Annotated in this window: 12 protein-coding genes; 2 read left to right on the forward strand and 10 right to left on the reverse strand. The window is 32.7% G+C overall.

The window, feature by feature from the left end; genetic code table 11:
• Window positions 1–30: 30 nt before the first annotated feature.
• The 10 genes from KA883_RS08445 to KA883_RS08490 form a co-directional block, all read right to left on the reverse strand.
• A complete protein-coding gene (locus KA883_RS08445; RefSeq protein WP_046207968.1) occupies window positions 31–1242 on the reverse strand; it encodes a CamS family sex pheromone protein in 1212 nt (403 codons plus the stop codon).
• Window positions 1243–1254: 12 nt separating this feature from the next.
• Window positions 1255–3258, reverse strand: a complete 2004-nt coding sequence (ligA, locus tag KA883_RS08450) for an NAD-dependent DNA ligase LigA (protein WP_046207969.1) — start codon at window positions 3256–3258, stop codon at window positions 1255–1257.
• A gap of 3 nt (window positions 3259–3261) precedes the next feature.
• Entirely contained in the window at window positions 3262–5466 is a 2205-nt protein-coding gene (pcrA, locus tag KA883_RS08455) for a DNA helicase PcrA (RefSeq protein ID WP_046207970.1), read from the reverse strand.
• On the reverse strand, window positions 5463–6155 hold the full coding sequence (pcrB, locus tag KA883_RS08460; RefSeq protein ID WP_070039287.1) for a heptaprenylglyceryl phosphate synthase: 693 nt from the start codon (window positions 6153–6155) through the stop codon (window positions 5463–5465). Before pcrB ends, pcrA begins: the two co-directional genes overlap by 4 nt.
• Before the next feature lie 296 nt (window positions 6156–6451).
• A complete protein-coding gene (locus tag KA883_RS08465; protein ID WP_046207972.1) occupies window positions 6452–6754 on the reverse strand; it encodes a YerC/YecD family TrpR-related protein in 303 nt (100 codons plus the stop codon).
• Window positions 6755–6839: 85 nt separating this feature from the next.
• Window positions 6840–8135 (reverse strand): adenylosuccinate lyase, encoded by a 1296-nt coding sequence (gene purB / locus KA883_RS08470; protein ID WP_046207973.1) that lies wholly within the window; start codon window positions 8133–8135, stop codon window positions 6840–6842.
• 327 nt (window positions 8136–8462) lie between these two features.
• Window positions 8463–8648: an NETI motif-containing protein gene (locus KA883_RS08475; protein WP_046207974.1), complete on the reverse strand. Its 186-nt coding sequence runs from the start codon at window positions 8646–8648 to the stop codon at window positions 8463–8465.
• Complete coding sequence (locus KA883_RS08480; protein WP_019469590.1) at window positions 8645–9223, reverse strand: DUF2179 domain-containing protein; 579 nt, start codon at window positions 9221–9223, stop codon at window positions 8645–8647. Before KA883_RS08480 ends, KA883_RS08475 begins: the two co-directional genes overlap by 4 nt.
• 69 nt (window positions 9224–9292) lie before the next feature.
• Window positions 9293–10129, reverse strand: a complete 837-nt coding sequence (gene nadE / locus KA883_RS08485; protein WP_046207975.1) for an ammonia-dependent NAD(+) synthetase — start codon at window positions 10127–10129, stop codon at window positions 9293–9295.
• Window positions 10122–11591 carry a nicotinate phosphoribosyltransferase gene (locus tag KA883_RS08490; protein WP_046207976.1) on the reverse strand — a complete coding sequence of 490 codons (1470 nt, stop codon included), beginning with the start codon at window positions 11589–11591 and terminating at the stop codon, window positions 10122–10124. The genes nadE and KA883_RS08490 overlap by 8 nt, the downstream gene beginning before the upstream one ends.
• 240 nt (window positions 11592–11831) lie before the next feature.
• Between KA883_RS08490 and KA883_RS08495 the strand changes: the two genes are divergently transcribed.
• Window positions 11832–12899, forward strand: coding sequence for a nitric oxide synthase oxygenase (locus KA883_RS08495; protein WP_046207977.1), 1068 nt, complete (start codon window positions 11832–11834; stop codon window positions 12897–12899).
• A gap of 33 nt (window positions 12900–12932) precedes the next feature.
• On the forward strand, window positions 12933–13742 hold the full coding sequence (locus KA883_RS08500; protein WP_046207978.1) for a prephenate dehydratase: 810 nt from the start codon (window positions 12933–12935) through the stop codon (window positions 13740–13742).
• Window positions 13743–13753 lie beyond the last annotated feature (11 nt).

The following is a 13753-nucleotide window of genomic DNA, read 5'->3' on the forward strand; positions in this document are numbered from 1 at the left end:
CAAGTGTGGCTTTTAATGTGTATATGCTTATTAATTATTGTTTTTATAAATATGGACTTGTGGGTCTTTGTCATCTTTAGTTTTACTGATTAAAGCTTTTGCCTTGTTACCATCTTTTATACGAATTTCATATTCGTCAATATCATCAAAGTATTTCTCTGCTTGTTCAGTGATATATTGTGTGATACCAATTGTTTCTGCTTCGCCATAATAATCAATCGGTACATCAACAGTTAGTTGCTTCGCTTTTTTATTATCAAATTTAACTGTCCCTACTGCTTGAGTAAAGTTATTAAAATACGTCTGTAAATCATCATTAAATTGTTTGAAATTATTATTTAAATTTTCATCAATTTTACTTGCTTCATCAGAAGGTAACAATGCTGTTGTTTGATTAATATCTTTCCATTCATTAATACGTGTCTTACCATCTTCAACTGTCGTACCAGCAATAAACTCTCCTGGTACAATTGAATTTTCGCCAGTTTGTTTATAAATTGCAAAGTGTATAGGTATGTCTTTCAAAGCTTTATTTTCTCTGACTCTTGACAAAATTTCGCCTGCCATTTGCTTTCCTTGCTTCATAATTTCTTTATCATCTAAATCTTTACTATAGGTCTCGCCATCTTTTTCTTTTTGATAGTAATACGTACTATTCATTGCTAGCCCAATGGTCATACCTTTAATTTTCTTCCCTTTAGTATCACCACTCGCATAAAAATCCTGTTCCAAAATATTAGAAAGATATGCAGGTGAATCTTCCGCAATTTTTTCTGGATCTGTTTCACCATTATGTGATGGATTTAAACCTAAATTCTCATTCGCTTTCTTTTCTTTTCGTTCATCTTCATCCATTGCATCTACTTCTGATTTGGTATATTTCGGGTCTAAATAAGCGTTAATCGTATCTTTATCTAAGTATTGACCATCTTGATATAAATAATCGTCAGTTGGAAAAACTTCTTTACTCAATTCTAAAAGCCCGTTTTCAAAATCTTCACCGTTATAACTATTTGCCATATTATCTTGTAATAAACCACGTGCTTGACTTTCTTTAAATGGTAAAATCGTTCTATAATTATTGCCTTGAACATTTTTATCGGTGGCAATTTCTTTAACTGAACCTGATTTTTCTTGCTGCTTATTGTCATTAGATTGTTCTTTACTTTTTTCATTATCCTCATTTCCACATGCTGATAATAGAAAAATTGCTGAGATGAATAGTATAATCGTTCTTTTCATGCATTATCTCCTCTATCCCTCTATTTCTTTTTGTTTCTGGACAAAGTCATCTTCTGTCCAAACTTCTGTACCAAATTGTTCAGCCTTTGTAAGTTTTGAACCAGCGTCTTCTCCAGCAATTACTAAATCTGTCTTTTTTGTAACACTGTTTGTAACTTTAGCACCTTGAATCTCTAACCATTTTGAAGCTTCATTTCTTGTCATTTGATATAACTTTCCAGTTAAAACAATGGTCTTATTAATAAATTCTGGATGCCCTTCTAACTCTGTTGTTTTGACACCTTTATAAGTCATATTAACATGTTTTTTCTTTAATTTATTAATAAGTGCACGGATATCTTCATTTTCTAAATAAGTGACTAATGATTGTGCTAATTTTTGACCAACATCATAGATTTCAATCAATGACTCTTCTGTAACATTAAATAAATCATCCATGGTTCCATATTTTTCAGCAATGACTTGGCTCGCTTTGACACCTAAGTGTCTAATCCCTAAACCAAATAGCAAATGTTCTAATGAGTTTGATTTAGCATCTTCAATCGCATTTAATAGATTGTTTACTTTCTTTTCACCCATTCTCTCTAATGGTAGCAAATCGTCTTTAGTTAAGTAAAATATATCAGCAACATCTTTTATTTTTTCATTTTCATAAAGTTGTTGAATAATTTTAGTACCTAAACCATCTATATTCATTGCTTGTCGTGATACAAAATGAATCATACCTTCAACAAGTTGTGCTTGGCATTTTGGATTGATACATCTTAAAGCCACTTCCCCTTCAATTCTTACAAGTTCATGACTACAGCTAGGGCAATGTGTAGGCATGTGGTAAACTTCAGCATTTTGTGGTCGACGATCTAATACGCTTTTTATGACTTCTGGTATAATGTCTCCCGCCTTCTTAATTACAACACTATCACCAATTCGAATATCTTTTTCATGTATTAGATCTTCATTATGTAAAGAAGCTCTAGAAACTGTAGTGCCCGCAACTTTAACTGGTTCAAGTATAGCCGTAGGTGTAACGACGCCTGTTCTACCAATACTCAGTTCAATATCTAATAAATCTGTTATGACTTCTTCAGCAGGAAACTTATACGCAATTGCCCAACGAGGAGATTTTTGTGTATAGCCAAGCTCATCTTGCTGGTCTAAATCATTTACTTTGATAACAATGCCGTCGATATCATAAGGTAACTGTTCACGTGCTTCAGTCCATTTTTCAATATAATCGAATACTTCTTCTATAGTTTGGACACGTTCTCTTTCTTTATTTGTTTTAAAACCTAATTTATCTAATTCATCTAAAGCTTCGCTTTGTGTATGTGCATGAAACTGTGTAAAGTCATTTACGCTATATAAGAAAACACTTAACTTTCTCTTTGCTGCAAGTTTGGAGTCTAATTGTCGAAGTGAACCAGCAGCTGCATTTCTTGGATTGGCAAAAGGTTGCTCATCATTTTGTGCTTTAGCTTCATTTAAATCAAAAAATGATTTTCTGGGCATGTATGCTTCACCACGAACTTCAAATGTTCTAGCTTCATTAATCTTTAATGGTATTGCATGTATCGTTCTTAAGTTTTCGGTGATATCTTCACCCGTAGTACCGTCACCACGTGTCAAACCTTGTACGAATTTACCATTCTCGTATTTGAGAGAAACTGCTAAACCATCTATTTTCAATTCGCACATGTATTCCACATGATTAATTTGTTCACGTATACGCTGATCAAATTTTTTCAAATCTTCTTTATTAAAAGCATTCCCTAAACTTAGCATCGGTGTATCATGATTCACTTTTTCAAAAGTTGATTGAGCTGAGCCACCCACTCTTACTGTAGGTGAATCAGCTGTTCGATATTCTGGGTTGTTCGCCTCAATATCTATCAATTCATGTAAAAGTTTATCGTATTCACTGTCTGGTACTGAAGGGTTGTCTTGTACATAATATTCATAACTATATTGATTTAGTAATTGATGTAACACATCGACACGCGATTGTAAGTCAGCCACGCTTTATTCCCCTTTCTTTTCAATAGGTGCAAATTGAGCAAGCAAACGTTTAGGTCCTTCAGATTTAAAGATAATATCTAATTCAACCGAACCATTTTTTTCATTAACATTACTTACCATACCTTCACCCCATGATTTATGAATAACTTTGTCACCAACATGCCAATCCGTCGATTGTTGTGCTTTTTTCGAGGATGTCACACGTTTACTATATCCTCTTTTTTCAGGTTGTTTGGTTGCAGATTTAAATCGATTTCCTTGTGCAGTTGCTCGTGATTTATTTTCGTTTTCTAATAAATCTTCAGGTATTTCATTTAAGAATCTTGAAGCCATATTGGACTGCGGTCTTCCAAAAAGCATTCTTGATGTCGCATGCGTTAAATATAACGTTTCTTCAGCACGTGTAATCGCTACATAACAAATTCTTCTTTCTTCTTGCATTTCATGATCATCATCACTTTTTATCGCCCTTATATGTGGAAATAATGATTCTTCCATGCCCATAATAAATACAATAGGAAACTCTAATCCTTTGGCTGAGTGCATTGTCATCAACGTTATGCCATCATCTATTTGCGCTTCGTCTATATCAGCAACTAAAGATAAGTCTGTTAAAAAATTGATTAACGACTGTTCTTCTAATGGCGTGTTTTCTTCGTAGTCTTTAGGGACTGACATAAATTCATCTATATTTTCTAATCTACTTCTTGATTCTAATGTTTGTTCTCGTTCCAACATCTCACGGTAACCTGATTTCACCAATACTTCTTCAACGATTTCTGTAATCTCTAAAAATTCTTGTTGTTTAATTAAGTTCTGTATCATGTCATAAAATGAAATACATGCTTGTGTTACTTTTTTAGATAAGCCTATAAAGTCTACTTCTGCTAGTGCATCAAACATACTTATCTCGTTTTGAGCAGCATATGCCTGAATTTTATCTACTGTCGATGGACCTACGCCACGTTTTGGTACATTGATTACACGACGTAAACTGATATCATCATTGCTATTGGCTATTATTCTCAAATAGCTAAGTAGATCTTTAATTTCTTTACGATCATAGAATTTTTGACCACCAACCATTGTGTATGGAATATTAGATTTCATAAATGTCTCTTCCAACACACGAGACTGAGCATTGGTACGGTATAAGATAGCCATATCTTTATATTTTTTTCCATTACGTTGTTGTTTCATAATTTCCTTAACTACATATTCCGCTTCGTCTCTCTCAGTAGTAGCTTCATAATAGTGAATTTTTTCTCCAGATGTATTACCTGTCCATAATCCTTTGGGTTTACGCTCTGAATTATTTTTGATTACTTCGTTAGCTGCATTTAATATATTTTTAGTTGAGCGATAATTTTGTTCTAAAAATATCGTTTTAGCTTCAGGATAATCTTCTTCAAAGGAAAGTATGTTTTGAATATCAGCACCACGCCAACCATAAATAGATTGATCAGAATCACCAACTACACATAAATTTTTAAATTTAGATGCTAAAAGATTTACTAATGTATATTGTGCTTTGTTTGTATCTTGGTACTCATCGACATGAATGTATTGGAATTTATTTTGATAAAATTCTAACACATCTGGCACACGTTCAAATAATCGAATTGTAACCATGATTAAATCATCAAAATCTAACGCTTCATTTCTTGATAACTGTCTTTGATATCCTTTATACACTGTAGCAACCATTTGTTCATGATATGTTTCAGCATCTTTTTGTGCATCCTCTGGTGTTTTCAATTCATTTTTCAAATTACTTATAGCACCTATAAACATTCTTGGTTCAAACTTTTTACTATCTATATTTTCATTTTTCAATACATCTTTGATAACTGATTTTTGGTCAGTAGGATCAATTATAGTAAAATTACGTTCAATACCAATTCTATCCGCATCTCTTCTCAGTATTCTTACACACATTGAGTGAAATGTTGACATCCATATAACTTGAGCCGGTTCTCCTACTAAAGCTTCCACACGTGCTTTCATTTCTTTTGCTGCCTTGTTTGTAAAAGTAATCGCTAGAATGTTGTATGGGGATACGTCCTTTTCATCAAGCAAGTAAGCTATACGATGAGTTAAAACACGTGTTTTGCCTGAACCCGCACCCGCCATAATAAGTAGTGGCCCTTCTGTAGTGCGTACTGCTAAACTTTGTTCATCATTCATCTTATTTACTAATGCATTCATTTATGTGACTCCTTTATCTTAACTGTTTTTAATGCGTTTTTAATATCTTTATAAACAATATCACCAACGATAATCGTATCAGCAATCGAAGCCATTTCTTCAGCTTCTTCTTGATTACTAATGCCACCACCATAAAATAATTGTGTATCACTTAACATATTTGCAGCTGTCTTTACCTTTTCAACTTCTCCGTATGCACCACTATATTCAAGGTACATAACTGGTAATTTATACATTTCATTAATCATTTGAGCATATGCTTCGATATCTTCGTCTGTTAAATTTGTTTCAGCTTGTGTAACTTGTGCTACTTTGCTTTCAGGATTCATGACAACATATCCTTCAAAAACAACTTCTTCAAAATCTATGACATGTCCAAATGATTTCAATGCTTCTAAAAGTACACCGTTATGATATTTTACATCTGTACTATTCAATACAGTCGGTACAAAATAAAAGTCAAAACCAGGCATAACACTTTCGATATTGGAAATTTCGAAAACGAGAGGTAAAGGATATCTTCTCACCCTACTCATCAATTGAATAACATTATCTTCAGTAACATCATCTGTGCCACCTATCATAATTGCATCGGTTTGAGACATACATACCGCATCTAAATCATCGTCAGAAATCGACTTAGCAGGATCTAATTTAAAAATATGTTTCCATTTTTTAATGTCATACATGATATGTTACTCCTTTTTTTAGCATACTTTTGATTATATCATTTTTAACCACTGAGTTCTAAAACGATATAGGATTTTATATTGAATTCTAACATGACATATCAATGGTAGATTAATCATGTTTCTCATTAAATATATTCAAAATTTTTCAGAAAAATAATCGCTTCGTATCTATTTTATCAATACACTTTAAATTAACAACATAAAAAGCTGTCAGCAAAGAAAGTTTCTTTACTAACAGCTTTACTAATGAAATCATTAAAATTACACTTCGCTACAGTATATAGAATTGTTAATTAATCGGCCGTTTCAATATTCATGCGGTCTAGAATCATTGTGTAAGCATCATTTCCCCATTGTAAAGATCTCTTAACACGAGAAATCGTTGCAGTTGAAGCACCAGACTCTTGTTCAATCGTCGCATAAGTATATCCTTGCTTAATCATTTTTGCGACTTGCAATCGTTGAGATAACGATTGAATCTCATTTACTGTACATAAATCGTCAAAGAATTGGTAACATTCTTCTCTGTTTTCTAATGTAAGAATTGCATCAAATAATTCATCTAATGCTTTTCCTCTTAATTTTTCTATTTGCATTAAAAACAACCCCTGTACTTTCATTTTAATCTTAATTCAACGTGCTAATACATTAAAGTGTAACGATTTCATAAGTAAATTTCAATTATTCTAATCCTGCACGTTTAAAAATCGTATCAACTTGGTTTAAATGGTGTTTTGGATTGAAACATTCATCTAATTCTTCAGTGCTCAATAAATCTGTAATAGATGAATCTTGTTCAATTAATGTTCTAAATGGTGTTTTTGTTTCCCAAGACTCCATCGCTTTTGGCTGTACTTTATCATATGCTGCTTCACGTGCTAAACCTTTATTTATCAACGCTAATAATACACGTTGCGAATAAATAAGACCAAAAGTTTTATCGATATTTGCTAACATATTATCTTCAAATACAGTAAGTCTTTCTACAATATTTGTAAATCTATTTAACCCGTAATCTAAAGCTATCGTTACATCTGGCAGCATGATTCTTTCTGCAGATGAATGTGAAATATCTCTTTCATGCCATAAAGCTACATTTTCATATGCAGTTGTAATGTATCCTCTGATAACACGAGCAATACCAGTAATATTTTCTGAGCCAATTGGATTACGTTTGTGTGGCATCGCTGACGAACCTTTTTGGCCTTTAGCAAAAGCTTCTTCAACTTCTCTTGTTTCAGTTTTTTGTAAGTTGCGTATTTCCACTGCAAATTTTTCCATAGAAGTACTTATCAACGCTAAAGTAGCTATATAATATGCGTGTCGGTCACGTTGTAACGTCTGAGTAGAAACAGCGGCTATATCTAAACCTAAATTTTCACAGACATGCGCTTCAATTTCAGGTGGGATGTTTGCAAAAGTCCCTACTGCACCACTCATTTTACCAACTTCTATTTCTTTTCTCACACGCTTAAAACGCTCTAAATTACGTTTCATTTCTGTATACCATAATGCCATTTTGACACCAAATGTTGTTGGTTCCGCATGTACACCATGAGTTCGTCCCATCATTAAAGTATATTTATAATTTTTAGCTTTTTGTGCTAAAACATCAATAAATCTTTCTAAATCTTTTTCAATAATATCGTTTGCTTGTTTAATGACATAACTTAATGCCGTATCAACTACATCAGTTGATGTTAACCCGTAGTGTACCCATTTACGCTCTTCACCTAATGTCTCTGATACTTGTCTTGTAAATGCAACGACATCGTGTCGTGTTTCTTCCTCAATTTCTTTTGCGCGGTTAACATCAACCTTTGCATTCTGACGAATTTTCAATACATCTTCAGCAGGTATATCTCCTAATTTACTCCAAGCTTCACATGCTAGTATTTCTACTTCTAACCAAGCTTCATAGCGATTTTGATCCGTCCAAATATTAGACATTTCTTCTCTAGAATAACGTTCTATCATTAAAATAAGCTCCTATCTTGCGTAAGTTTTAGTTCACAAACTCCAAAAACATGTACATTCTATCAAAAAATACAATTAAAGTTCGTGTTTATTCTTGTCATTATTAGTTTAACAGAATTGATCATAAATGTATAAGTCTTTTCTATCTTCTTTATAGAAATTTTAACACGTTTTATCAAAAGCCGTGCATAAAAACCTTATTCTCCTCAAGATTTATCATTTTATATTAATTTGCGATTATATGATAAAAATATCGTTGACCTGAGATTTCTATCTCTGTCAACGATTACATTTATATATCTAACACTAAGTATCTGTTTTAAACGATTATTCTATTAATTTTCCAACAAATTGAATTTCTTGCCTGTATACTTCATATTTACCATCTTTATTTTCTTTATAAATTGGTTTTTCAAAGCGTTTAATAGGCATATATCCAGCATCTCGCATACGTTGCAAACAAGCTTGTATCGTTTCGTTTTCTTCTACTTTAAACTTTTGCTGCTTTTTCATATACTTTCCACTTTATCTGGATCATATTGTTTAAGTTTCTTGCTACGCACACCTTTAACCCAAAAACCACCGTGAATTGTTCTTGGTTCATATGCGATGATAAACGCTTTTTCATCAATTTGCTTAATGGTTTCTATCAATTTCAGCTCAAAACGTCTTGGTGTTAATATTTGTAAGATTAATCTCGTGCCATCTCTGCCATAAGCAGTATTATGTGTAACGCCATAACCTAAATCTCTCAATTGCTTTGGTAAATCTAATTCATATTCAGATGAAGTAACATTCACAACTGTATAACCAAGCGCTAATTTCTCTTCAATTTTCATTCCTACAATAATACCGATTGAAAACCCAAATGCATATGCAAAGACATTTTGAATTTGATCTAAACTAGACATAACCATTCCCAAACCGATAACGTATACTAAAACTTCTAAGAAACTTACCACTGCTGCAACATAACGATAACCTTTGAGTGTTAAAATCGTTCTCATTGTCAAACAAGTTACATAAGCAACATTAATAATAAAAATAGCTAAAACCATTAACCATGGATTAGAAGTAATTACTGACATGTTCATTTCCCTTTCTTTCTCATTAAATTCAAATTATTTTATCAGTAACTTATTATTTTGTCACTAAAATCATTCGAAATCTGTTTGATTTTTCGGCCATGTATATCTTGTGTAAGCTAATTCTCTTTTATGTGCATTTTTAATATAATGATTTTCTATGATAGCTTTTGCTTCTTTTGGCACTTGTTTTCCTTCTAAATAATCATCTATATGAGCATAACTAACACCAAGTGCATCTTCATCTGGTAATTGTGGTTTGTTTTCTTCTAAATCAGCAGTTGGTACTTTTTCATATAAATGTGCTGGAGCATCTAAATATGCTAATATTTGTCGCCCTTGACGTTTATTTAAACCAAATAACGGTGCGATATCTGCTGCACCATCGCCATATTTTGTAAAAAATCCAGTCAAGTTTTCCGCTGAGTGATCAGTACCCACAACAATTCCTTGTTGATTGGATGCAATCGAAAATTGTGCTTTCATACGTTCACGCGCTTTTTCATTCCCTTTTTGGAAATCCGTCAACACAATTCCAGATTCTTTTAGCGATTCTACACTTTGATCTACTGAAGGTTTAATGTTGACTGTAATTGTTCGATCCGGTTGTATAAACTTCAAAGCATCTTCAACTTCATCGGCATCTTTTTGTTCGCCATATGGTAATTTAACTGCAATAAATTGACAATCAATATCTTTTTCTTTTAATTCATTTATCGCAATTTGACATAGCTTGCCAGCTAAAGTCGAATCTTGCCCACCTGAAATACCTAAAACCAATGATTTAATAAATGAATGAGATTGGATATAATTTTTAATAAATTGAATAATATTACGTGTTTCTAATTTGCTATCAATGTTGGGCTTGACTTTCATTTCTCTTACGATAATATCTTGAATTTCACTCATTTTCTTCTTCCATCTCCTTCACATGTTCTGCCACTTCAAATATACGTTTATGTTTATTTTCCCAACATTCTGTACTTAAATCAACTGGGTACTCCTGAGGATTAAGATGACGCTTGTTCTCATCCCATAAGTACGAAAGACTTTTAGTCAAATAATTTTGTGCTTCCTTTTCATTTGGTAAATCATAAACGAGTTCACCGTCTTTAAAAATATCATGGTGTAACGGCTTGGCTATAAAGGATTTTATAAATTTCATCTTATACGTATGTACAGGATGGAACAATTTAAGTGGAGACTCATCATAAGGATCTTCGTGCGCTAACGTGATATAGTCACCCTCAGCTTTGTTTGTTTTCTTATTAATAATACGATAGACGTTTTTCTTTCCTGGTGTAGTTACCTTTTCTGCATTGTTTGATAGCTTTATTCGGTCTACATAATTCCCTGAAGCATCTTCTACTGCCACAAGTTTGTATACTGCACCTAAGGCAGGCTGATCGTAACCAGTAATTAATTTAGTACCAACACCCCATGAATCAACCTTTGCACCTTGCGATTTCAAGCTTGTAATCGTTTGTTCATCTAAATCATTTGATGCAATAATTTTAGTTTCAGTAAATCCTGCATCATCTAACATGCGACGTGCTTCTTTTGATAAATAAGCGATATCACCAGAATCTAAACGTATACCAACAAAGTTAATTTCATCACCAAGCTCTTTAGCAACTTTTATCGCTGTTGGTACACCAGATTTCAAAGTATGAAAAGTATCAACTAAGAACACGCAATCTTTATGGCGTTCTGCATATTTTTTAAATGCAATATATTCATCACCATAAGTTTGAACCATTGCATGCGCATGCGTTCCTGATACTGGTATGCCAAAAAGTTTTCCAGCGCGCACATTACTCGTTGAATCAAATCCACCAATATATGCTGCTCTTGCACCCCACAAAGCAGCATCTGCTTCTTGTCCACGTCTTGTTCCAAATTCCATTAATGTGTCATTTGGCGCTACTTGTTTTATTCTACTTGCTTTCGTAGTAATTAGCGTGTGAAAATTCACGATATTTAACAACATCGTTTCAATTAATTGTGCTTGGATAAGTGGTGCTTCTACGCTTAATAAAGGTTCATTACCAAAACATAATTCTCCTTCTTGCATAGAACGAATATTACCAGTAAATTTCATATCTTTTAAATATTCTAAAAAGTCTTCTTGATAACCAATGGATTTTAAATATTTAATATCCGATTCTGAAAAATGAAAGTTATTGATATAAGCAATCACTCGTTTCAATCCATTAAACACTGCATATCCGCTGTTGAAAGGCATATTTCTAAAATATAAATCAAATACAGCATTTCTTTCATGAATCCCGTCATTCCAATAACTCTCCGCCATATTTATTTGATATAAATCATTATGTAATACTAATGTATCATCCTCAAATTGGTACACCGCTATCTCTCCTATCGGCTTTTTCATTAGTTTAACACAAAAAATTAAACGTTTATATCTGAAATGAATTTATCCATATTACTTCAAACATAACGCATCATAATATTAAATATAATTTTGTTATTTAATTATTATTTAGTTAGTAGTAAATTCAAAATAGTAGCGACAAAATCATGACAATTCTATAATTAAACATTAAAAATAGAAAAAATACCGTATAATGTGTGCGAGGTGTTTTATATGTTAAATGAAGCTAAATCATTTATTCAAACAATGTATAAAGAATTAAATTATAACGAAAATACTATTTTAAAACGAATTAATCAGATAGAAACACAAATAAACTTAACTGGTACGTATAAACATACTAACGAGGAACTTGTATATGGTGCTAAGATGGCTTGGAGAAATTCAAATCGTTGTATAGGCCGTGCATTCTGGGACTCATTAACCGTCAATGATGCAAGACATATCCAGACTGAACAAGAATTTTTAGATGCAATAGAAAATCATATTCAATTCGCTACAAATGGAGGGAAAATAAAACCATGTATCACTATTTTTGATGCTCAACATCCTCCAAAAATATATAATAATCAACTTATCAGATATGCAGGTTATGAAGACGTAGGTGACCCTTCCGAACTAAAAATCACCCAATTAGCCGAACATTTAGGTTGGCAAGGCAAACATACAGATTTTGACATTTTACCTTTAATTTATAAAATTCCTGGTGAATCGTTAAAGTTTTACAATTATCAACCTGAAATGATAAAAGAAGTGCCTATTACCCATGATCGTTTTCCAAAATTAGAAAAGCTTGGGCTAAAATGGTATGCCGTACCAATTATATCTAACATGGACTTAAAAATTGGTGGAATCACATATCCAACCGCGCCGTTCAACGGCTGGTACATGGTAAATGAAATTGCGGTGCGAAATTTTACTGATTCATATCGCTACAATTTACTAGAAACCGTTGCAGAAGCTTTTGAATTTGATACACTAAAGAATAATTCTTTTAACAAAGATAGAACGTTAGTCGAATTGAATTATGCAGTATATCATTCTTTTAAAAATGAAGGCGTATCAATGGTTGATCATCTAACTGCGTCAAAACAATTTGAAAGATTTGAAAAAAACGAACGGAAAAATGGAAGAGATGTAACCGGAAAATGGTCTTGGTTGGCACCATCTTTATCTCCAACTTTAGTATCTAATTACCATCACGGGTATAAAAATGAGATGAAAGAACCGAATTTCTTTTATAAAAAACAATCATCTGTTTCTGGGTGTCCTTTCCATTAATTTTTAACACATATATACAAGGGGTAACGTCACATGAAATTATATTATTTAGGTCCAAAAGGAACATTTTCATATTTAGCGGCAAAACAATATCTATCAGAATCTGAGTTCGAATATACGTCTAAATCTAATTTGTATGAAGTCGTTACCGCTGTCTCAGAAGATAATCATAGTATTGCTGTCGTGCCCATCGAAAATTCAATTGAAGGTACAATCAATATTGTTGCCGATGCCTTAACACAACAAAATATTTATGCACAGGGAGAAATACATTTAGATATACAATTTGCTTTATATGGCCCTGAAAATGCAACAGTCAATGATATATCAAAAGTTTATTCAATAAGCCCAGCAATTAGTCAAACGAGCCAATATATACAACAACATAAGTTCACATATGATTATGTAGATAGCACGATACAAAGTTTAGAAAAAATAACCAACCAAGTGGGTGCAATCGCACCTTTAGGTAGTGGGGAAACTTATGGCTTTCAACCTATAGAACAAAACATTCAAGACTTCCCTCACAATGTCACACGTTTTTTAGTCGTAAGTAACCAGCCACAACATTCGGACAATGCTAGTGACACAATGTTACTCATTACACCACAATTTGATAAACCAGGCTTACTTGCAAGTATTTTAAACACTTTTGTGCTTTTTAACATCAACTTATCTTGGATTGAGTCTAGACCTTTAAAAACACAGCTGGGCATGTATCATTTTTTCGTCCAAGCAGATACTGGTTTAACAGAAGCGTTATCGAAAGTCATTAAAATCTTGAACACTTTAGATTTTCAAGTTACAATCATTGGATCTTTCAATAAGTTAAATCACGATTAATCAGAAAGTAA

This window comes from Staphylococcus sp. GDY8P54P (assembly GCF_017892645.1).
GTDB classification, from domain to species: Bacteria; Bacillota; Bacilli; order Staphylococcales; family Staphylococcaceae; genus Staphylococcus; species Staphylococcus ureilyticus.